The organism is Nostoc sp. C96 (assembly GCF_059384975.1).
Genome location: NZ_CM182020.1, coordinates 193,838 through 216,275, shown reverse-complemented (window position 1 = coordinate 216,275; position 22,438 = coordinate 193,838). Strand labels below are relative to the sequence as shown.

The window sequence follows — 22,438 nt, the reverse complement described above, 5'->3', positions numbered from 1 at the left end:
GTTGTGAATAGGAATAAACCAGTAACCTAATTTACGAAACTTAAACATATATACTTTCCCTAAACTACTGATTTCTTCAATAATAATTATTTTTTTATAAAGAAAAATTGGTGACATATTAAACTCTTAATAAGAGTCTAAGAAAATCCTAGTTCACCAATTAGTTCTTGATTAGGAGCAGGAAGTTTAATATACATAAGAACTAGTACTTAAATAAAAATATACTGTATGAAGATATTGTATAAAGCTACTTGCTCAAAATAAATTTTTGATAAAGATTATGAGTAAACTTTGAAACATGATATTTTACTATTTAGGATCATAATTAGTGATTGTATGCAATTTAGGAAAAGTGAATACAGTCACTAATAAACAATAAAATTAGTAAAAGCTAAAATCTTACAAACATTAAGTTTCATACTAGGAGGTAAATTAGATTTCCACGATAGGAAGTAAAATTCCCAAATTTTATTTAAATGATCAATCTGTATGAGCTAAGAACTCGCTCGAAAAAAGTTTTATATTTAAATAAAACTTATTGTAAATTGTGTGTTTCCCTGTTTAAGAAATTTTATTATACATAATCAAGAGTACATTTACTTACTTATGTGATGAATATTTCCTAGCTCTCGGAATTACACGAGTAAGGTTTAGGGAAATTTCACAGAGTATGTGATTCTCATGCCAGGCTTTCAGCAAACTAAAAACTGGTATGAACAACTAGTATTAAATTGTATAGATTAATGACTTAAGAGCTTTAGTGGTTCAGTTATATTTCCCTATAAATCTCTAAATTCTTAAGTAGGATAGCGCCGATGAGACTCAATGAATGGATGAACCAAAAATTTTTACAATCCATTTCTACTCGGTTAGAAGAAGAAAGCGACAATTCTTTAAAAGTCCAGCAATCTATTAAATTGTCTGTAGTTACCCAATATTTTCCCCCAGACTATGCTGCTACCGGACAGTTAATTGAGGAATTAGTAAAACAGTTAGGACAGCAAGGAGTAGATGTAGAAGTTTTTACTAGTCAACCAGGGTATGCGTTTAACTCAGCAGCAGCTCCATCAGTTGAGAAATTAGAACGCCTCCGAGTTCAGCGCTCTCGGACTGCTCAACTTTGGCCAGGAAGAATTCGCGGCAAAGCTATTAATGGTGTGTTATACACTTTACGCGCCTTATTGTACATGTTGAGAGCTTGGCGGCGTAACAATGTGATGTTAGTTACAACAGCCCCACCATTTTTGCCATTATTAGGATATTTAGGATATTTGTTATTTAGGCTGCCCTATGTCTGCATAATATATGATCTTTATCCTGATATTGCGATCGCTCTAGGAGTAGTTTCCAAGAGTCATTGGCTAGTTAGAATGTGGCGTAAAATTAACCAACAAGTTTGGTTAAATGCAAAGGGAATTATTGTTTTAAGCCCAGCAATGAAACAACGGGTATTAGCCCATTGCCCGCAAATCAGCGATAAGATTTCTGTTATTCATAGTTGGGCTAATCCAGATTTAATTGTTCCAATTGCTAAACAAGAAAACTGGTTTGCATGGAAGCATAACCTTGTGCAGAAATTTACAGTTCTCTATTCTGGCAACATGGGGCGCTGTCATGATATTGAAACCATGTTAGAAGCAGCCAAAGAACTACAAGATGAACCAATTCAGTTTGTCTGTATTGGTGGTGGCGCAAAGCGAGAAGAATTAATCAAGGAAGTAAATCGCTTAGGTTTGAGAAACTTTACATTTCTGCCATATCAAGATAAGCAAGTACTTCCATATTCTTTAACAGCCTGTGATTTGTCCTTTGTAAGTGTAGATGAAACTACAGAAGGTTTGGTTGTTCCTAGTAAGCTTTACTCTGCCTTAGCAACCGGGAGGCCTATAGCGGTCATTTGTTCTCCCTACTCTTATCTAAGACAGTTGATTGCAGAAGCTAACTGTGGTGCAACTTTTGACAATGGAGATGGACACGGACTAGCTCAATTTATTCGCTTACTGAGCCGCGACCCACAATTAGGAGAACGGATGGGAAAAGCTGGTCGTCAATATTTGCGATCGCATTTCACACCTAAGTTAATCTCTCAACAGTACTTGGATGTTTTACAGCAAGCAATAGCCTCTGATGAAGTGATCTCTGTGTCTCAAATGCAGACAAAATAAACTTTAAGAGGATATTCATTTTATCCTAGAAAAATATTAGTTTAGTGTTTTGTTTCAACAATGCAATCTTGATAATTTATTAAAGCTCTGTTGATAATGAACTCACTAATAACTAAGTATCTATATTTTTATGGTAGGAGGAACATAATATTTAAAAGCTGACTCTAATTAATATATCTGAATAGACTATAACTAAACTAAGATAGATTATTTAGCAATAACCAGCTGAATCAATTGTTAAAAGAAGTATTCTAACTAAATTAGTAATCAAATTGGTAAAAATTTAGGAGATGGGCTTCGATGGTCATTTTGATCTCAGTCCCTCCAAATAAACCTTCCGTACTTATCTATTTTGTAGTTCATCAATGTGGGAGGCAAAATTGCAGAGAAGGTGTGACCGAAATCGGAAGCGTTCAAAAAGAAGGGCTATTTACTGCCCAATTCACAGTTGCTATATAGATAGCGTCAGTCAGAAATATCAAATATTTGCTGAAAACCCAGGTCAATTGCAGCAACGAGGTGTGGGTAAGCGTAATGCTCTAATGCTAATTGCCAGTCACACGACAGTTGCCATAGAAGGAGAATGGCTGGAAGCTTTTTGGTGTGAAGAATGCCAGCAGACAAAATGGTATCATGTACAAAAATCTGGCGATCGCACCTATAAACTTTCACTAGCCCCACAAGAACTTTGGCAGCAAGCAACAGGAGTGATAAATCCAAATGGAAATCCTTCTGTTGGAGAGTTTACTCGTAGACAATCAAGACTAGTTGGTTATCACGGTATGAAAGATTTCCAGTTTGTAGGTTAACTATTACAGATTAAGATACTAAATATATACTATGAGTAGTCAAGATATAGCTTCTAAACAAGAGCTAGTACTGGAAGCTGGAAAAGTGGAGCGACAGTATTGGCAAGACTTGTGGCGCTATCGGGAACTATTATATTTTCTTGCCTGGCGTGATATTTTGGTGCGGTATAAGCAAACTGTGGTTGGTTTAGCGTGGGCGTTAATCCGACCATTTTTGACTATGGTTGTATTTACTGTAGTGTTTGGCAATTTAGCAAAATTACCTTCATCAGCACCTTATCCAATTCTTGTTTTCGCAGCGATGTTGCCTTGGCAATTTTTTGCCAATTCCCTTAGCGACTGTAGCAACAGCCTAATTGGTAATGCCAACTTGATATCGAAGGTTTACTTTCCTCGCCTGATTGTGCCACTGAGCTCAGTAATAGTCAGCTTTGTAGATTTTATGATTTCTGGCATAATTCTACTCGCACTTATGGCTTGGTATAATTTTGTTCCTGACTGGCGGATATTGACACTGCCCTTATTCATTGCGATAGCTTTTGCTGCTTCATCTGGAGTTGGGCTGTGGTTTGCAGCATTAAATGTAGAATATCGTGACTTCCGCTATATTGTGCCATTTATTGTCCAATTTGGATTATACATATCACCAGTTGGTTTTAGTAGCAATCTTGTACCAGAAAAGTGGCGATTACTGTATTCATTAAATCCAATGGTAGGAGTGATTGATGGATTTCGTTGGGCTATTCTTGGCGGTGATGCCAAAATTTACTGGCCAGGATTTACCTTATCTTTAGCCTTAGTTTTACTTTTACTGCTAAGTGGCATCTGGTATTTCCGCAAAGTAGAACGGACATTTGCTGACGTAATTTAGAAAGGAGTAAAGCAGATGTCAGAAACTGTAATTCGTGTTGAAAATCTTAGTAAAAAATATATCATTAGTCATCAGCAGGAGAACTCCGGTCGCTTTCGCTATAAAGCTTTGCGTGATGTGATTACTGATGGCACTAAATACGTGACTCAGAAACTTTTCAAACCAGCCGATAAAAAAATAACTAATCCATCTATTGAAGAATTTTGGGCATTGAATGATGTTTCCTTTGAGATTAAACAAGGTGAAGCCATTGGTGTGATTGGACGTAATGGTGCAGGTAAATCCACTCTCCTCAAAATTTTGAGTCGCATTACCGAACCAAGCAGAGGGCGTATTACTATCCAAGGAAGAGTGGCAAGTTTATTAGAAGTAGGAACAGGATTTCATCCAGAACTGACAGGCCGAGAAAACATCTATCTCAATGGTTCAGTCCTGGGGATGAGTCGAGTCGAAATTAAGCAGAAATTTGATGAAATAGTAGCCTTTGCTGAAGTTGAGAAATTTTTAGACACACCAGTGAAGCGCTATTCTTCCGGAATGTATGTGCGCCTTGCGTTTTCTGTTGCCGCCCATTTAGAACCAGAAATTTTAATTGTTGATGAAGTTTTGGCTGTGGGTGATTCGGCATTTCAGAAAAAGTGCTTAGGGAAAATGGATGATGTCGCAACCAAAGAAGGGCGGACAGTTTTATTTGTTAGCCATAGTATGGCCGCGATCGCCCAGTTAACAAAACGCTGTATCCTGCTTTCTAAAGGCAACATTCAGTTTGATGGTAGTACCAATAAAGCTGTACAGCTATATTTAGTTGGACAAAAAGATGATTCCCTACCACAGGCATACTACCAAGCACCTGCAAATAAAACTGGCAATTACATTGCTTGGGCGCGAGTGCATACATCGGAAACTGAGGGAATTCACTGTTGGGGCGAACCAATTACCGTTGAGTTTGCATTACACATTACTCAACCTCATGAAAGTCTGCGCTTTTCTTTTCAGATAGTCAATTCTTTACAGCAGCCGATTTGTATTTTTTGGTTTTTTGAATCAAATGCTCCCTTCTGTAAAAAACCCGGAACATTTATTCTCCGGTGTGAAATTCCGAAATCAAGACTTTACATGGGTTCATACACCTTAACAACATGGTTTTCCGAAAGACGCAGCGAGACTTTACTAGAAAATCTCAGAGAAATTTGCCCATTTGAAGTGACTATGCACAAATTCGAGCGTCCCGAATATGAATGGCAGCCTAATGAATGTATTTATTTAGAAGATGCCGTTTGGCAATCTGTTGAACAAATCTCATAACAGCAAAAGGTAGAGTAAAGTGCCAATCAACGATGATGTAAAATTAGGCAAAAATGTCACAATTTTTCATGCCAATCTGGTGAATCTTTACGGTTGTGAAATTGGTGATGAAACCAAGATAGGCGCATTCGTAGAAATTCAAAAAGATGTGATTATTGGTGAGCGATGTAAGGTTTCATCTCACAGTTTTTTGTGTGAAGGCGTAGTCCTAGAAAACGAAGTCTTTATTGGTCATGGAGTTATGTTTACCAATGACATTTATCCCCGTGCCACTAATGAAGATGGTAGTTTAAAAACAGGAGATGATTGGTGTGTAGTAAAGACCCTAGTTAAAAAATGTGCTTCTATTGGCAGTAACGCCACTATCCTACCAGGAGTAACCATTGGTAAAAAAGCCATTGTTGGTTCGGGAGCAGTGGTAACTCGTGATGTTCCTGATTATGCAATTGTAGTTGGAGTACCAGCTAAAGTAATAGGTGATGTTCGCGATCGGCAAAACTTACAAATTTCAACTAGCATTTTGTGAGAGCATTGTGTGTTGCCACTTTTCAATAGTAACAATTGATAATACCTAAAAAATAAATTCTGATTAGTTAAAAGCTATGGTAAATATCATTAATATCGGTGTCATTGGCTATGGTTATTGGGGCCCAAATCTGGTAAGAAATTTTGTAGAGATTCCTGGAGTTCAGGTAAGAACACTCAGTGATTTTAACCCAGAATTATTGGCCAAGGCCCAAGCTCGGTATCCTGCTATCCAAGTTACTCAAGATTGTCGAGATATATTTACAGATCCCAAGATTGATGCAGTAGCGATCGCCACACCAGTTTCAAGTCACTTTGAATTAGCTTTAGCTGCGTTGCAGGCTGGTAAACATGTGCTGGTAGAGAAGCCAATGACAACTACCTCAGAGCAAGCAATGCGGCTGATTGAAGAAGCAGAAAAACGCAACCTAGTGTTAATGGTGGATCACACTTTTGTGTATACCGGTGCTGTACGCAAAATGCACGATTTAATCGCCACTAATTCCTTGGGCGATATTTACTACTATGATTCTGTACGCGTTAATCTGGGACTTTTTCAGCATGATGTGAATGTTATTTGGGATTTGGCAGTCCACGACCTTTCGATCATGAGCTACTTACTGCCATCTACACCTTATGCTGTCTCCGCTACAGGTATCAGCCATGTTCCTGGAGAACCAGAAAATATTGCTTACTTGACTTTATTCTTTGAAAAGAATCTCATTGCTCACATCAATGTCAACTGGTTAGCACCAGTAAAAATCCGTCGCACATTGATTGGTGGTAGCCAACGGATGATTGTTTACGATGACTTAGAGCCAAGTGAGAAAGTCAAAGTATATGACAAAGGTATTACAGTCAATGGCAACTCTGAAAGCGTTTACCAAATGATGATTGGTTATCGCACAGGGGATATGTACTCACCCAAGTTAGATATGACAGAAGCCTTGAAAACAGAAGGTTTACACTTCATCGATTGTATTACCAAAGGCGATCGCCCGCTAACTGATGGACAAGCCGGACTGCGGGTAGTCAGAATTCTCGAAGCTGCAACCCAGTCACTCAAGCAGCAAGGCCAATTAATTGAACTTAATACAGCAGGGGTAGCAGTATGATTCCATTTGTAGACCTAAAAACTCAATACCTGAGTATTAAAGACGAAATTGATACTGCCGTCTTGAAATTACTTGCAAGTACGCAATTCGTTTTAGGAAATGAAGTCAAAGCCTTTGAACAAGAATTTGCCAGTTACTGCAATTCAGATTATGGCATTGCTGTCAATACAGGTACTAGTGCGCTACATTTAGCATTACTAGCAGCAGGCATTGGTGCTGGTGACGAAGTAATTACCGTACCTTTCACCTTCGTAGCAACCACAGCAGCCATTTGTTACACCGGAGCTACACCCGTTTTTGTTGATATCGATCCTGTATCTTATACAATAGATGTTACGCAAATTGAAAAAGCCATAACAAAACGCACCAAAGCTATCCTGCCTGTACATTTGTACGGTCAACCAGCAGATATGGAGCCAATTTTGGATATTGCGCGTCGTCATAGTTTGCTGGTAATCGAAGATGCTGCCCAAGCTCACGGCGCTGAGTACAAAGGACAACGTGTAGGTAGCATTGGGGACATTGGTTGTTTTAGTTTTTATCCCGGAAAAAACTTAGGAGCTTACGGCGAAGGAGGTATGGCAGTTACCAACAATCCCGAATATGCTCGGACTATGGGAATGCTGCGTGACTGGGGTCAAGAACGCAGATATAATCATGTTATCAAGGGTTATAACTATCGTATGGATGGTATCCAGGGAGCAATTTTACGAGTTAAGTTGCGTTACATTGAGGCCTGGACAGAAGCGAGAAGAAGCCACGCAGCATATTACGACCAACTCTTGGCAGACTCTGGTGTAAGTATACCCAAGGTGATGCCTTACAGCCGCCACGTTTATCATGTTTATGCAGTGCGATCGCCCCAAAGAGATGCGCTGCAACAAGGTCTGCAAGAAATGGAAATTCAAACAGGAATTCATTACCCCATTCCTGTTCATTTGCAACCAGCATATTCTGAATTGGGCTACAAAGCTGGAGACTTTCCCCACGCCGAAGCAGCAGCAAAAGAAGTGTTATCTCTGCCAATGTATGCAGAACTAACTACAGAGTCGCAAACTCAAGTTGCTAAGGCAGTAATTAGCTTAACATAACCCAGAAATTCAATGTCCGATCCAGGTATGATTAAGATAGCTAAAGCTGTCCACGGCTTACAAGCACAAAAGCTAGATCCTGATTTTGAAATTCAACTAGCAGAATATTTGCGTACTCAGTATGAAGGACAATCATTAATCGAGCTATATGCCCGGTTTGTGACCAGTGATGGCGACTTTGATGGATTGATGCGTCGGGCAATTTGGCGTGCTACGGCCCGAAAATTCGGACACAACGTACGTATTGGTAATGGTGTAGGCTTTAAACACTTGGAAACCTTTGAGATTGGGAATCAAGTATTTATTGGTTCCCAAAGCTATCTTCAAGGAAGATTTGATGGTACTTGTATTATCGGCAATCACGTTTGGATCGGCCCACAAAGTTACTTTGATGCCCGTAATTTAATTATTGAAGATTACGTCGGCTGGGGGCCAGGTGCAAAGCTACTAGGTTCAACACACACTGGCTTGCCGATTGACGTGCCGATTATTCAAACCGATTTAGAAATTAAACCTGTAAAGGTAGAAACAGGAGCCGATATTGGGATGAATGCGGTAATTTTACCAGGTGTGACTATTGGCAAAAACAGCATTGTTGGTGCTGGGGCAGTTGTCACCAAGGATGTACCGCCCTTTGCGATCGTGGCTGGAGTGCCTGCTAAATTTTTACGCTGGCGAGAAGGATATGAACCAACATAAGGAAGAATATGCAAAATAAACGAATTTTAATTACAGGTGGTGCAGGTTTAGTAGGCTCCCATATTGCCGATTTACTAGTAGGCGAAGGAGTCTCAGAAATTATTATTCTAGATAATTTCACCCGTGGACAATTGAAAAACCTTGCTTGGGCAAAAGAACATGGCCCTTTGGTAATTGTAGAAGGTGATATCCGAGATCAAAAACTTCTGCATGAAGTTATGCAAGGTGTGGATATAGTTTTTCATCAGGCAGCAATCCGCATTACCCAATGTGCTGAGGAACCAAGGTTAGCGTTGGAAGTCTTGGCTGATGGCACTTTTAACGTTTTAGAAGCAGCAGTAAAAGCTGGAGTAAAAAAGGTAGTTGCGGCCTCATCAGCCTCAATATACGGAATGGCAGAGGAATTTCCCACAACTGAATCTCATCACCCTTATAATAACCGCACTCTCTATGGAGCAGCCAAGGTTTTCAACGAAGGCTTATTACGCAGCTTTTATGATATGTATGGGTTGGACTATGTAGCACTACGCTACTTTAACGTCTATGGGCCGCGGATGGATATTTACGGTGTATATACTGAAGTATTGATTCGCTGGATGGAGCGCCTTGCTAAAGGACAGCCACCACTAATTTTTGGTGATGGCAAACAGACAATGGACTTTGTATATATCGAAGACATTGCCAGAGCAAATATCTTGGCAGCCAAAGCTGATGTCACTGATGAAGTATTTAACATTGCTAGTAACGTAGAAACTAGCCTCAACGACCTAGCCTATAGTTTGGCAAAGGTAATGAATTCAGATTTACAGCCAGAATACGGGCCAGAACGTAAAGTCAACCCCGTGTCTCGCCGACTGGCAGATGTGAATAAAGCCAAACAATTACTGGGTTTCGAGGCACAGGTATCTCTGGAAGAGGGATTGCATCGGTTAGTTAGTTGGTGGCGTGAACAAAAATTGGCACAGGAAGCAAGCAATGTCTGAGAAAATACAATCTATCCCCATCGCTAAACCCTGGATAGGTGAAGCTGAGGCTGAAGCAGCTAAACGAGCGATTATGTCTGGCTGGATTACACAAGGGCCAGAAGTCGCTGCCTTTGAGCAAGAGTTTGCCGCTTATATAGGAGGAAAGTATGCTTGTGCAGTCTCCAACTGTACCACAGCATTACACCTAGCACTCTTGGCTGTGGGTGTGCAACCTGGGGATGAAGTGATTACCGTCAGCCATTCTTACATTGCCACAGCTAACAGCATTCGCTATTGCGGAGCAATACCAGTGTTTGTGGATATTGAACCACAGACATACAACATTAACCCGATTTTAATTGAGGATGCGATTAGCGATCGCACCCATGCTATTCTGATTGTCCATCAGATCGGGATGCCTTGCGACCTCAAAGCCATCTTAGATATTGCCCACCGCCACAAATTGCCAGTAATTGAAGATGCAGCTTGTGCGATCAGTAGTGAAATTCTCTGGAATGGGCAATGGGAAAAAATTGGCAAGCCTCATGGTGATATCGCTTGTTTTTCTTTTCACCCCCGCAAAATCATCAGCACTGGTGATGGTGGGATGTTAACTACCAACAACCCAGCGTGGGACAAGCAATTCCGCCTCTGGCGACAACATGGAATGAGCGTACCTGACACCGTGCGCCACGGTGCCAAACAGGTAATATTTGAGTCTTACCCAATGCTGGGCTATAACTACCGGATGACTGATATTCAAGCAGCAGTCGGACGAGAACAACTCAAACGTCTTCCAGAGATTGTGGAACGTCGGCGCTATTTAGCACAACGATATCATGAAATAATTGCGGACATACCTGGACTGAAATTACCATCAGAGCCAGCTTGGGCAAAAAGTAACTGGCAGAGTTACTGCGTTAGGTTACCGCAAAAATGTGAACAAAAACAAGTCATGCAAACAATGTTGGATGCTGGCATATCTACACGTCGGGGCATTATGTGCGTCCACCGCGAAGCCGCATATCAACAACATGAAACTTGGTTATGTGCCAATCAAAGAAAAGATTGCCAGTGTAGTCAAGGAAATTGCGATCGCCTTTTTGAAAGTGAGCAAGCACAAGACAATACTGTTCTCTTACCCTTATTCCACCAAATGACTGAACCAGAACAAGACTATGTAGTAAAAGTGTTAAAAACAGCTTGTGAGAGTTGATTCATCCAGATAATTTTCAGGTGGCTCAAGTTATTACTAGGTTGGAGTTTCAAGGAATCAGTACTTTATTGCCTTAAATTCCTGCAACCCTTTTTACTACACAATTACTTTACTTGAGTATACAAATTAGCTCTGAAGAAACTCTGAACATCGGTTCCTTAATTTTAATAACTCAAATTTATCGAAATTCTATCTATCTTACTTATGAATACTATCTTTTCCACTCAAGTTCCCAGTATTCCTAATTTCACGGAGCCAGGAAATACCTACGAATTAGGTATGAAATTCCGTAGTGCCAGAACTGGTAACATTACCAAAATCCGCTTTTGGAAAGCCCCTAGTGAAACAGGTACTCATATTGGCAAACTGTGGACAGCCACAGGAACACTTTTAGCCAGTGTCACCTTTACGAATGAAACAGATTTTGGTTGGCAGGAGCAAACATTAGATCCACCAGTTCTTATCCAAGACAATACCACCTACGTAGTTTCCGTTAACATCAATAGCCACTACGTCGCCACCTATGATGAACTAGCTACTCCCATCGTGAATGGCGACCTCTCCTCCGTCGCTGATGACAACAATGGGGTATTTAATGGTACACTTGGTGCCTTTCCCAGCAATTCCTATCGCAATACTAACTACTACCGTGATGTCGACTTTGTTTATGTGCCACAACCAACAATCACCAAAATTAGCGGCGATAATCAGAGTGGTTTAGCTGGCAGCACCTTACCCAATCCCTTGATTGTTGAAGTCAGAGATGCCGCAGGTAATATCAAACCTAATGCCCCTGTGACATTTACTGTTATCAGTGGTGGAGGCTCAGTCTCCCCTGCTAGTGGAGTTACTGATACCAGTGGTAGGTTTAGTACCACCTTAACCCTGGGAGCTAATTCTGGTACTGTCAGACCTGTGCCTAACATCGTTACCGCTACAGCTACTGGTATAGGTAGTGTAGACTTTTCTGCCGATGCCAATCCATTAGGCAACACACAAGTAGTCTTGACTAACCAGGTTCCTAGCATTGGGAATAATACTGATGGTACTTCCTACGAATTAGGCATGAAATTCCAAACTACAGCAAGAGGGCAGATTACCCTCCTACGCTTCTGGAAAGCTCCTAGTGAAACAGGGACTCATATTGGTAAGCTTTGGACAGCGACAGGAACACTTTTAGCCAGCGTCATCTTTACGAACGAGACAGCTTCTGGCTGGCAAGAGCAGTTACTAGATACGCCAGTTAATATTCAAGCCAACACAACCTACGTAGTTTCTGTGAACGTTAATAGCCACTACGTTGCCACTTATAGTGAACTAGCTGCTTCCATAATCAATGGTAATGTTCGCTCTGTGGCAGACGGAAACAATGGAGTGTACAATGTCACTGTTCATTCTTTCCCACAAAATTCCTACAACAATAGTAACTATTATCGAGATATTGGCTTTGTTGTTGGTAGTAACTTATTGAAAGTGAGTGGAGATAATCAAACTGGTACCACAGGTAATGCTTTACCCAATCCTCTAGTTGTGAAAGTTGTCAATGCTCAAAATACTCCCCAAGCTGGAGTGACAGTCAACTTCAGTGTCACAATGGGTGGGGGGTCAATTTCCCCAACTAGTGCAGTTACCAATGCCAGCGGTGAAGCCAGTACAACCTTGACATTGGGAGCAGTTCCTGCGGGTTTAGGAGGAGTAGTAGTTACGGCGATCGCTCCTGGTATTGGTAGTGAAACTTTTTTAGCCGCAGCCGCTCCCAGCACTCCCAACGCTATTTATTCAGAAAACCTCAATGCTGGAACCAATAGCTGGAAGATGACTAACCGTGCCAGTGGTGAGATTGCTGGTTATGCGTCGGCAACCAGCGTCAACAAAGGTCAAAGCTTAGATATCAAAGTCTCTCTGGCACAAGAGGGGCCATTTACCATAGATATTTACCGTTTGGGCTATTATGGCGGCGCGGGAGGCAGGCAAATGGCTGGCCCAATCTCACTGAACGGCTCGCCGCAACCCGCCTGTACTCTAGACCCCAATACTCGTCTGATTGAGTGTAACTGGACTACTTCCTATGTCCTACCGGTAGGGAACAACTGGGTAAGCGGTCTTTACGTCGCCAAACTCACCGACCAAAGCACTGGCAAACAAGCTCATGTATGGTTTGTAGTGCGTGATGATAGCAGCGAAGCGGATATTATCTTCCAAAGTGCCGTTTCCACAGTATTGGCATACAGTGCAATGGGAGGTTATAGCTTATACGGTTTTAACAGCAAGGATGGTCAAAGGGCTTACAAAGTTTCCTATGACCGACCTTACTCCCAAGCCAGTTATGAGGATTCCTACGAAGCTGACACACCATTGCGATGGGAATACAATATGGTGCGCTGGTTGGAATCACAAGCCTACGATATCACCTACACAGACAATATGCAGGTACACTCTAACGGAGGAAGATTACTAAATCATAAAGTATACCTGTCTGTCGGTCATGATGAGTACTGGTCAAAAGAGATGTTTGATCATGTCAAAGCGGCTCGTGATGCAGGAATTAATTTGGGATTCTTCTCTGCTAACACCTGCTATTGGCGAGTCAGATTTGAAAATTCTACCCCTGCGGCTGGACAAATTAGTCCAAATCGAGTTATGGCTTGTTACAAGCAGGATTGGGCATTAGATTCGGTTGCCCAGCAGCAAGGAATATCAGCCGCTACTAATAAATTTCGGAGTTTCCAGAACAAGCAACCAGAAAATGCCTTATTAGGAGTTATGTATGGTAGTGACACACCCAATCTTTACGGTGGTAGTAATTTTGTTGTTACCAACAGTAACGATCCTTACTACGCAAACACAGGACTACAAAATGGGCAACAGCTATCTTTATTAGTAGGCTATGAATGGGATTTTGTGGTGAATAATGGTTCTACACCTCCAGGACTAGTGATTTTATCTGAATCACCAGTCTCACCTTCAGCTTTATTACCCAACTTTGATGAGCCACCTGGAGAACCGGGTCTGCCCACGAATCAAGATTACACCAAGTCTCACTCAGCTCGCTATACCGCAGCTAGTGGTGCAAAAGTCTTTGCTTCTGGGACGATTCAATGGGCATGGGGGCTAGATAGTGAAGATGTTACACCAGCGCGGGCAGATAGTCGCGTTAAGCAAATGACTGTCAACATTCTTGCAGATATGGCAGCCAGACCCCAGAGGCCAGATGCAAACATCATCGTTCCATAAACCATCTCAAAATTGCTAGTAACATCACTGTGCTATCAATTTTTTGATTCAAAGATAGGAAAGAACCCATCTTTCCTATCTTTCCCTTGGCTACTATATAGTCAGATTATATAAGTTTTGAAATTTCCTTTATTAATAAGGATATGATGCAGAATAATTGCAAGCCAAAATTAGTATTTTTTCGGTATAAAAATGATGAGAATTTACCCAACTTTTTGATATTACACAAACAACAACATATCCAGTGTTTATCTGAGTTTTTTGAAGTAACTGTAATTAGTAAAAATTGTGATTATCAACAAATTTGTGACCAGTACCAGCCAGATATAACCCTGTTTGAAAGTGGGGTAAACTATCGAAGATGTTACAGATTAGAGATTACTAATACTCATATTTATCCAGAAATACCCAAACTAGGCTTTCATAATGGTGACTCTTGGTGTGAAGCTCGTGCTGGCTTTATCTCCGATATGGAACTCTGGGGAATAGAAACCTTCTTTTCTATTGCTACAACAACCCCTGAACATACGCCGGAAATTGCTGAAAATACTTTTATTTGGCCTAACTTTATTGATCCGCAAATCTATCATGACTATGGGCAAGACAAGATTATTCCGGTTATGTTTACTGGTGGGATTAATCAACTTTATCCTTGGCGGCAGAGAATTCATAAGCTAATTTCCCAAAATTATCCCTCATTAATTTGCCCACATCTAGGATATCATCAGCGTGCTGCCTTCAAGATGTTAGAAGGTGAGCAATATGCGCGCACAATTAATTCTGCTTGGTTTGTGCCAACCTGTGGTTCCATAGAAAAAGAAATAATTCGTAAACATTTAGAAATACCAGGTTCTAAATCCTGTTTAATTACTGAAAAAACTCCTGTTTTGGAGTCTGCTGGCTTTGTTGATATGCAAAATTGCGTGTTTGCAGATGAAGATAACGTATTAGATAAGCTAGATTATCTATTTCATAATTTAGATAAACTATCTGAAATCATTGATGCAGGCTACCAGCTTGTTCACACTCACCATACATTCAAACAACGGGCTCAAATATATCAATGGTTTAATCTCCAAAAACATCGCCAATCTCATCAAAAAATTATTCAAACAAGCCCTTTTGGTTCACTTTCGATTGTTGAAAAATCATCAGGGATACAAAGTTCTCACATCATTGGTAATGGATTAATTCTGGAAATTCTTCGCCAAGGAGATGAGAAATTATGGGCTGGTGAATATGCAGTAGCAGAAAGTGCATATCTAAAATGTGTCAATCACATATATTGGATGCCTGAGCCAAAACTGCGATTAGCAATATGTCACCTTTATCAAGGAGATGCTAAGACAGCATATCATTGGATTACTCAACCAATTCAATATACTTTAGAAGAGTATAAAGCCTTAGATCCTGATCCAGTAGAATGGGCATATTTGATTATTACTTTACTGTGTCAAGGGGAACTCAATCAGGCGGTTGCGCGTGCTAATGAATTTACATCGCTGATTCATCCTGAGTTAGACCGCATTCGTTGGGTAGTCAAGCTGGTTGAGAATCCTGGTAGTAAAGTAAACCCATTAAATATTTCTACGGAAAAACATCGTTTGAGTGTACATCAATTACCTGAGCGCAGCTTAGATGACTGGTTGGCTCAACTTTGTAAGATGCTACAAGCTTGTGAACAGTCGCATTTAGTACAGATATTAACTCCTAGTCTAAATTTACAAGTGCCTTTCTTAGCACCACAAAAATCTATAAATTATCGCCTATACATATCATGGTTAAAGCAGAATTTAAATTTGAACATCAAAATCTTGACAAGAACGAAAAAATCAAGTTTTTCTCATAAGGAAAATCTTCTATATCAAAGAGTAAAATCTAAATTAAATAGAGAAATTGAAAAATTCATCATCAAACCCTTAAATAATTGGGAAGATCGGGTAGGACACTTCTTACCTTACAATCTTTCTAGTATGAGACATGATGAGGTATGGCAAGAAATTCACAATATTAGTCAAGAAAATATCCAAACAGTCTTAGTCATTGGAGCAGGCAATGGTCAATTAGCAACGGAAGCATTACTAGCACATTTGCATTCTAAGTTAGACAAGATAAATGTGGTTTGTCTTAATACTGCCACAAAAAACTTCCAGAAATTACAAAAACGGTATAGGCATACTAAAACGGTAGTTTTCTATACTTTAAACCTCAATTGTAATCAAAAGTTTTCCGTAAGAGATTGCGTCAAATCAGAGGAAGAAAATCAAGTAAAGGCATCCTTTGATTTAGTATTGATTGATACTCATGATTTGCAGGTTGATTTTGATATCAATGAGCTTTATGGAGCAAAATATTTATTAATTAATAATGTAAATCAAAGGTTTAATTATAATAAATACCAACAATTAATTGCTGATGTGAATTATATTACAGTATCACAAAATCTTGCTCTCCGTAAAGGTTATGCTCTCTTTAAGAGAAAGTAGAGTTTGATTGAATGATAAATTACACTATTAAAATGACTAATTAGATAATTGATAATTTCACAATAATCAATATGAGTATTAGTATTGTTTGTACGATAGATGAGAAATATGCACAGCATTGTGCTGTGATGCTATCTTCATTATTTAGCAATAATCCCCAGCAGTATTTTAATATTTATATTATTACTGATAGCATCTCTTCTAGAGAGATGGAAAAGTTAAAGTTATTTTTGGAAGAAAATAACAAAAGTTTTGAGTTTATCCCTATAAGTAAAGACACTTTTAAGAACGCGCCAGTAACTCACCATATTTCGATAGCTACTTACTTTAGGTTATGTATACCAGAAGTATTGCCGCCCACGGTTAATAGCGTGTTGTTTATTGACTCGGATATAGTAATTCGTAAACCAATTACTCCTTTGTTAAATATTAATATTGAAAATTTTAGTCATGCAGCTGCGATCGCAGCGGGGATGGATGATTATCCACCAACAATTGGACTACCTCAAGATTCTCTGTACTTTAATGCTGGATTAATACTCATTAATCTGGAAACTTGGCGCAGACTCAAAGTTTTTGAGAGGGGTTGTGAGTTAATTCGTCAACAACCTGATAGATTGCAATGGTGGGATCAAGATGTCTTGAATATTTTATTGCACGGTTCTTGGTTGCCCATAGATTTAACCTGGAATTCTCAACCTTTTATTTATGAGGAAGAAGGGATAAGTAGCTCACATTATCGGGCTAAATATGAGAAGTTTGATTATTTAACAGCCCAATTCGATCCAGCCATAGTTCACTTTGTCGGTGGAGGAACGGCCAAACCTTGGTACTATGGTTGTCAACATCCTTTTAAAGATGAATATTTCAAGTACTTAGCAACTACACCGTGGAAAAATACGCAACTTCTGGGCAAACCTAATTATCTATCTAAAGTCACTGCTGATTTACGATTTCGTTTAGGGATAGGAAGTAAAATTCGCAATTTACTTGCACCACTTACAGGAAGAATTAGCTAAAAAATCGTGCTTAAGGGTTTATTACATCGCCAAGAAAAGTTAGCAATTTTCTGGCGAAGATGGAAATTGCAGTTATTGGGCGTGGAATTACACTCTTCTTGTTGGATAGATAAGCAAGTTAAAGTAGCTTTAGGTGTTGCTAGAAATTCTCCTGGAAAAATTTGTTTATTACCAAATGTCAAATTAGAACAAGGAGTAATTCTAGAAGCATGGGGAGGAAGTATCGCAATTAAGGATAATGTTTTTATTGGGCCTTATACCGTGATTTACGGTCATGGGGGCGTAACTATTGGACAAGATTCATTAATTGCTATGCACTGCCGCATTCTTTCCTCTAATCATACAATTCCTGCTCAGTCCGAACAAATTCGTTCACAACCTGATATTTTACTACCAACAACCATAGGTAAAGATGTTTGGTTAGGTGCGGGAGTTACTGTTTTAGGTGGAGTCACAATTGGCGATGGTTGTGTTGTTGGTGCTGGTTCTGTTGTGACTAAAGATTTACCTCCTTATTGCATTGCTGTAGGTGTTCCAGCAAAAGTTATCAAAACACGTATATGAATCCTCTAATTTCAGTTGTTATTCCTACTCATAATCCTAATTTAACTCGATTACAAAGAACTTTAGATGGATTGCGATCGCAGTCTTTATCTTATAGTGATTGGCAGTTACTAATTATTGATAATGCTTCTAGTAATCCAGATTTGTTTGCCAATTTAGACCTCTCTTGGCATCCCCATACTCACATTATTCGTGAAGAACGTCTAGGATTAACCAGAGCAAGAATTGCTGGTATTCAAGCCAGCCAAGGAAAATATATAATTTTTGTTGATGATGATAATGTCCTCTGTCCTAATTATCTTCAAGACACTATCAACATTTTGCACACCTATCCCCATTTAGGGGTAATAGGCGGAAAATCTCTGCCAGAATTTGAAGCAGATCCCGAACCTTGGGTAAAACAATTTTGGGGTTGTCTGGCATTGCGAGATTTAGGGGATGAGATGCAAATTTATGCTTACGACAAAGACCCCAATAGCGAGAAACAACACCCTAAATTTGCACCCATTGGTGCAGGAATGGCTTTGCAACACCAAGCCGCACAATTTTATGTCAACAGTATCTTAAACGATAGTCTGAGATTAGGTTTAGACCGGACTGGCAAGAGTTTACAATCTGGCGGTGATTGTGACATTAATCTAACTTTGCTTGATGCTGGTTGGGGAGTTGGTTATTTTCCTCAACTACAACTTACCCATCTAATTTCTATTAATCGCTTAACAAAACATTATCTGGCTCGACTCAATTATTCGTCGTCCCGTTCCTGGGTGCAAGTATTAGATGCGCACAATATTCGCCCTTGGAAAAAAATTGCTAGTTGGACTGTCCATTTGAGGAAAGCTAAGGCTTTCGTTAGCTGTCAACCTTGGAAAAGTCCTGCTCATTATGTGGAGTGGCAAGGTGCTTGTGGGTTGTTTGAAGGTTTAGCAATGTTGAAATAATATTAAGTAAGGTTGGCAATACCCACCTTACGGATATCTCAAATAATTATAGTTAAATAGTAATTTAAATAATATTTATATGGCTGCCAATCAGCAACTCCGCCAGTTAGCTAAACAATGGGGACTAGGTGCGATCGCCTACAAATTATATTATGCTCCCAAGAGCTTTTTAGAAAAAATTTCCCGTCAGGGAAGTATCAATATAGCGATTGATTATTTGTCACGTCTTCAGATGGAAGCTGCTGCTGATAAATTACCTACAGTTGCATTTCAAACATCAGCACCATCTTTAGATATTTACTTTTTAAGTGGGCGCAAATTTTGGTATCAAACCTGCTTTTGTGCCTACTCAATGCAACAACATACAAATCTGAGATTGCGTCCAATTATTTATGATGATGGTTCTTTAGAGCAGCAATATCAAAACAAAATTAAGCGAATTTTTCCTCATGCTGAAATTATTCTGCTTTCGGAAGTGGAAGAACGCTTAGAGCAATATTTACCACAAAGTAAATTCCCCTATCTTAGAGAACGTCGTCTCAATTATCCTAACCTGAAGAAATTAACAGATATTCATATTGGCTCTCAAGGGTGGAAACTGGTACTTGACTCTGATATGTTGTTTTTCCATCCGCCAGATTTATTAATAGAATGGCTCAAATCGCCTCAGCAACCATGCCACATGGTAGATGTAGAGACATCCTATGGTTATTCTCAGTCTTTGATGTCTTCTCTAGCTCAAGCAGAAATTCCAGAGCGGTTGAATGTCGGAATTTGCGGATTAAAAAGTGAGGATATCGACTGGGAAAAGTTAGAGTATTGGTGTAAAACTATGATTGAGCAACAGGGGACTCACTATTATCAGGAACAGGCGTTGATAGCAATGTTAATGTCTAGCCAACCTTGTACTGTTGCTCCAGCCACGGATTACGTTGTTAGGCCAAATCAAGCAGAAGTCATTCAGCCCAAAATGGTGCTACATCACTATGTATCAGAATCTAAATCATGGTATTTCCGCTATGGCTGGAAGCACATTATATCTTCTATGTGAACTGATTAAATAAAATTTAATTTATTCATGATTAATTATGAGTAAACAACCTCTAGTCTCAATTCTCATACCTGCTTTTAATGTAGAAGCATGGCTGGCAGAAACCCTAGAATCTGCTTTGGCACAGACATGGCAAAACACAGAAATCATTATTGTAGATGATGGTTCCACAGATAATACTCTGGCAGTAGCCAAAAGTTTTGCCTCTTCTAAAGTTAAAGTCATCAGTCAAGAAAATAGGGGACAAAGTGCATCTGAAAATCGTGCCTTCCAAGAAGCTCAAGGAGATTTTATTGAGTATTTAGATGCAGATGACTTGTTAGCACCTGACAAAATTGAGCGACAAATTCAGCTTTTGGGTGATAGCAGTTCTGAATTTGTCGCCTCAGGAGAATGGGCGAGATTTTATAAATCTCTTGATGAAGCTTTGTTTATTCCCCAACCTCTGTGGGCAGATATGTCACCAGTTGACTGGTTAGTTTGTGCTTGGGAAAATCATCTGATGATGCACGGAGCAGCTTGGCTAATTCCCCGCCCAATTGCTGAACGGGCAGGAAATTGGGAGGAACGTTTATCATTGATTAATGATTTTGACTACTTCAGCCGCATATTATTAAGTAGCAAAGGAGTTAAGTTTTGTCAGGGTGCTAAAACCTACTACAGATCCGGTAATACTACTAGCCTAAGTGGTTCAAAATCTCGTCAAGCTTGGGAATCAGGTTTTTTAGCTTTGGAACTTGGTACAAGTAATTTATTAGCCAAAGAAGATAGCCAACGTACACGTCACGCTTGTGCAACGGTGTTTCAACGCTTTATTTATGAAGTTTATCCTGACGTACCTGATCTCCTAAAAGAAGCAGAGGACAAAGTTAAACAATTCGGTGGTTCTGATTTACAAACATCAGGAGGCCCAATGTTTCGACTTTTATCTTCTTGTTTGGGTTGGCGACAAGCTAAAAAAATGCAAAGATTTTTCTATCAATATGGATATGCAAAAGCTGCTGTGGGTTGGAAGTTTTTTAGGTTAAGAGAAAAAAGCTTGTATCGGTTAAAGGAAAGCAAAGTTCAGTAAATATAATGGCTAAGATACTGATACTCATTGGCGCTCATCTTTGTACAGCACCTCGCCCACAAAAAGAAGCAGAAGCCTTAACAAATGCAGGTCATGATGTGATAGTCGGTGGTTGTTGGTTTGACCCAGACTTGGTAGAGCGCGATCGCCTAATCATGGTAAACAAAAAATGGCGATTTGTACCCATGATTGACTTTCGGCCCAGCAAAAAATTCAAGAACTTGCTGATTCGTCTCCAAGGACGTTTAGCTAGAGAAAAATTTCAACGTTTCGGGATATTTTCGCCGGAATTGCTAGGCTACGGAGCAGAAGCTATGCTCAAATTTGCTCTGAAAACCCGTGCAGATTTAACAATAGTTCACTCGGAAGCTGGACTGTGGGTAGGAAATCAGCTTCTAGATAGAGGTTTTAGGGTTGGTGTAGATTTTGAAGACTGGTTTTCTGAAGACTTGTTACCAGAAGCTCAGATCAGCCGTCCTATTACACAGCTAAAACGTCTAGAAAGTCTGCTAGTAAAGGAATGTAGCTATTGTTTAACGACATCCCACGCCTTAGCAGAGGCTTTAGCTAAAGCTTACAATGCACCCAAACCTACAGTAATTTATAACGTTTTTCCCTGGGAAGAGCGATCACAAATCGATCACCAAAAACGTGACCGAAAAAACCTGAAGTTACCTTCTTTACATTGGTTTTCCCAAACCATTGGGACAGGAAGAGGTTTAGAAACTTTATTCCAAGCCTTACCACAAATCACAATTCCTTTAGAAATTCATTTAAGGGGTAATTATCCAGAAAGTTCCCGCCAATGGTTAGAACCATTAATACCTGATGAGTGGCGCGATCGCTTATTCATTCATCCTACTGTTCCCAACAGTGAGTTACTATCGCGTATTGCTGAACATGATATTGGTTTAGCGTTGGAGTGTAATCATATTACTAGCCGGAATCTTACAGTCACAAATAAACTTTTTCAATACCTACAAGCAGGTTTAGCGGTTGTTGCTAGTGATACTATGGGTCAACAAGAGATTTTTACGGAATTTCCTCACATTGGACAATTAATTCCTAGTGAATCTCCTAAAGCACTCGCCCAAGCATTAGAAGATTTATTAAGTACCCCAGAGAAGTTAGTCAAGGCAAAATCATCTGCATTGCAAGCAACGCAAGAAAAGTTAAATTTTGAGTTTCAAATTGAGCAAATTTTGTATGTAGCTTCCCAAGCAATGAATCCTGTAAAGACTAAAATACCTATTTAATATAAATTAATAAAAAATAATTCCTTCTTATTTTAAAAATAAAACTGCAATCTT

General features: G+C 39.6%; 18 protein-coding genes. All 18 read left to right on the top strand.

Going from position 1 to position 22,438, the window contains the following annotated elements; all coding sequences use genetic code 11:
• Nucleotides 1–815: 815 nt before the first annotated feature.
• The 18 genes from AC504W_RS00895 (at nt 816) to AC504W_RS00810 (ending at nt 22,384) form a co-directional block, all read left to right on the top strand.
• Complete coding sequence (locus AC504W_RS00895) at nt 816–2,165, top strand: glycosyltransferase family 4 protein (RefSeq protein WP_494875770.1); 1,350 nt, start codon at nt 816–818, stop codon at nt 2,163–2,165.
• Between the two features lie 380 nt (nt 2,166–2,545).
• A complete protein-coding gene (locus AC504W_RS00890) occupies nt 2,546–2,974 on the top strand; it encodes a hypothetical protein (protein WP_494878801.1) in 429 nt (142 codons plus the stop codon).
• Between the two features lie 31 nt (nt 2,975–3,005).
• The gene (locus tag AC504W_RS00885) at nt 3,006–3,845 is read left to right on the top strand and encodes an ABC transporter permease (RefSeq protein ID WP_096582334.1); all 840 of its coding nucleotides are present in this window, start codon (nt 3,006–3,008) and stop codon (nt 3,843–3,845) included.
• A gap of 15 nt (nt 3,846–3,860) precedes the next feature.
• The gene (locus tag AC504W_RS00880; RefSeq protein WP_494875769.1) at nt 3,861–5,150 is read left to right on the top strand and encodes an ABC transporter ATP-binding protein; all 1,290 of its coding nucleotides are present in this window, start codon (nt 3,861–3,863) and stop codon (nt 5,148–5,150) included.
• Between the two features lie 19 nt (nt 5,151–5,169).
• Nucleotides 5,170–5,676: an acyltransferase gene (locus AC504W_RS00875; protein ID WP_494875768.1), complete on the top strand. Its 507-nt coding sequence runs from the start codon at nt 5,170–5,172 to the stop codon at nt 5,674–5,676.
• Nucleotides 5,677–5,752: 76 nt separating this feature from the next.
• Nucleotides 5,753–6,790 (top strand): Gfo/Idh/MocA family protein, encoded by a 1,038-nt coding sequence (locus AC504W_RS00870; protein WP_494875767.1) that lies wholly within the window; start codon nt 5,753–5,755, stop codon nt 6,788–6,790.
• A complete protein-coding gene (locus AC504W_RS00865) occupies nt 6,787–7,881 on the top strand; it encodes a DegT/DnrJ/EryC1/StrS family aminotransferase (RefSeq protein WP_494875766.1) in 1,095 nt (364 codons plus the stop codon). Before AC504W_RS00870 ends, AC504W_RS00865 begins: the two co-directional genes overlap by 4 nt.
• A gap of 12 nt (nt 7,882–7,893) precedes the next feature.
• Complete coding sequence (locus AC504W_RS00860) at nt 7,894–8,580, top strand: acyltransferase (protein ID WP_494875765.1); 687 nt, start codon at nt 7,894–7,896, stop codon at nt 8,578–8,580.
• Nucleotides 8,581–8,588: 8 nt separating this feature from the next.
• Nucleotides 8,589–9,563, top strand: coding sequence for an NAD-dependent epimerase/dehydratase family protein (locus tag AC504W_RS00855; RefSeq protein ID WP_494875763.1), 975 nt, complete (start codon nt 8,589–8,591; stop codon nt 9,561–9,563).
• Nucleotides 9,556–10,761: a DegT/DnrJ/EryC1/StrS family aminotransferase gene (locus AC504W_RS00850; RefSeq protein WP_494875761.1), complete on the top strand. Its 1,206-nt coding sequence runs from the start codon at nt 9,556–9,558 to the stop codon at nt 10,759–10,761. The genes AC504W_RS00855 and AC504W_RS00850 overlap by 8 nt, the downstream gene beginning before the upstream one ends.
• A gap of 204 nt (nt 10,762–10,965) precedes the next feature.
• Nucleotides 10,966–13,995 (top strand): N,N-dimethylformamidase beta subunit family domain-containing protein, encoded by a 3,030-nt coding sequence (locus AC504W_RS00845; RefSeq protein ID WP_494875759.1) that lies wholly within the window; start codon nt 10,966–10,968, stop codon nt 13,993–13,995.
• Between the two features lie 143 nt (nt 13,996–14,138).
• Nucleotides 14,139–16,481, top strand: a complete 2,343-nt coding sequence (locus tag AC504W_RS00840; RefSeq protein WP_494875757.1) for a glycosyltransferase family protein — start codon at nt 14,139–14,141, stop codon at nt 16,479–16,481.
• Between the two features lie 71 nt (nt 16,482–16,552).
• A complete protein-coding gene (locus AC504W_RS00835; RefSeq protein ID WP_494875755.1) occupies nt 16,553–17,500 on the top strand; it encodes a glycosyltransferase family 8 protein in 948 nt (315 codons plus the stop codon).
• A gap of 6 nt (nt 17,501–17,506) precedes the next feature.
• Nucleotides 17,507–18,064 carry an acyltransferase gene (locus AC504W_RS00830; protein WP_494875753.1) on the top strand — a complete coding sequence of 186 codons (558 nt, stop codon included), beginning with the start codon at nt 17,507–17,509 and terminating at the stop codon, nt 18,062–18,064.
• The gene (locus tag AC504W_RS00825) at nt 18,061–19,005 is read left to right on the top strand and encodes a glycosyltransferase (protein WP_494875751.1); all 945 of its coding nucleotides are present in this window, start codon (nt 18,061–18,063) and stop codon (nt 19,003–19,005) included. Before AC504W_RS00830 ends, AC504W_RS00825 begins: the two co-directional genes overlap by 4 nt.
• A gap of 79 nt (nt 19,006–19,084) precedes the next feature.
• On the top strand, nt 19,085–20,056 hold the full coding sequence (locus AC504W_RS00820; protein WP_494875750.1) for a glycosyl transferase: 972 nt from the start codon (nt 19,085–19,087) through the stop codon (nt 20,054–20,056).
• Nucleotides 20,057–20,093: 37 nt separating this feature from the next.
• The gene (locus tag AC504W_RS00815) at nt 20,094–21,128 is read left to right on the top strand and encodes a glycosyltransferase family 2 protein (RefSeq protein WP_494875748.1); all 1,035 of its coding nucleotides are present in this window, start codon (nt 20,094–20,096) and stop codon (nt 21,126–21,128) included.
• A 5-nt stretch (nt 21,129–21,133) separates the two neighbouring features.
• Nucleotides 21,134–22,384, top strand: a complete 1,251-nt coding sequence (locus AC504W_RS00810; RefSeq protein WP_494875747.1) for a glycosyltransferase family protein — start codon at nt 21,134–21,136, stop codon at nt 22,382–22,384.
• Nucleotides 22,385–22,438: the final 54 nt, after the last annotated feature.

Coding starts and splice junctions, on each gene's coding strand:
- AC504W_RS00895 (WP_494875770.1), top strand. CDS start 816: ATGAGACTCAATGAATGGATGAACCAAAAATTTTTACAATCCATTTCT.
- AC504W_RS00885 (WP_096582334.1), top strand. CDS start 3,006: ATGAGTAGTCAAGATATAGCTTCTAAACAAGAGCTAGTACTGGAAGCT.
- AC504W_RS00880 (WP_494875769.1), top strand. CDS start 3,861: ATGTCAGAAACTGTAATTCGTGTTGAAAATCTTAGTAAAAAATATATC.
- AC504W_RS00870 (WP_494875767.1), top strand. CDS start 5,753: ATGGTAAATATCATTAATATCGGTGTCATTGGCTATGGTTATTGGGGC.
- AC504W_RS00865 (WP_494875766.1), top strand. CDS start 6,787: ATGATTCCATTTGTAGACCTAAAAACTCAATACCTGAGTATTAAAGAC.
- AC504W_RS00860 (WP_494875765.1), top strand. CDS start 7,894: ATGTCCGATCCAGGTATGATTAAGATAGCTAAAGCTGTCCACGGCTTA.
- AC504W_RS00855 (WP_494875763.1), top strand. CDS start 8,589: ATGCAAAATAAACGAATTTTAATTACAGGTGGTGCAGGTTTAGTAGGC.
- AC504W_RS00850 (WP_494875761.1), top strand. CDS start 9,556: ATGTCTGAGAAAATACAATCTATCCCCATCGCTAAACCCTGGATAGGT.
- AC504W_RS00845 (WP_494875759.1), top strand. CDS start 10,966: ATGAATACTATCTTTTCCACTCAAGTTCCCAGTATTCCTAATTTCACG.
- AC504W_RS00840 (WP_494875757.1), top strand. CDS start 14,139: ATGATGCAGAATAATTGCAAGCCAAAATTAGTATTTTTTCGGTATAAA.
- AC504W_RS00835 (WP_494875755.1), top strand. CDS start 16,553: ATGAGTATTAGTATTGTTTGTACGATAGATGAGAAATATGCACAGCAT.
- AC504W_RS00825 (WP_494875751.1), top strand. CDS start 18,061: ATGAATCCTCTAATTTCAGTTGTTATTCCTACTCATAATCCTAATTTA.
- AC504W_RS00820 (WP_494875750.1), top strand. CDS start 19,085: ATGGCTGCCAATCAGCAACTCCGCCAGTTAGCTAAACAATGGGGACTA.
- AC504W_RS00815 (WP_494875748.1), top strand. CDS start 20,094: ATGAGTAAACAACCTCTAGTCTCAATTCTCATACCTGCTTTTAATGTA.
- AC504W_RS00810 (WP_494875747.1), top strand. CDS start 21,134: ATGGCTAAGATACTGATACTCATTGGCGCTCATCTTTGTACAGCACCT.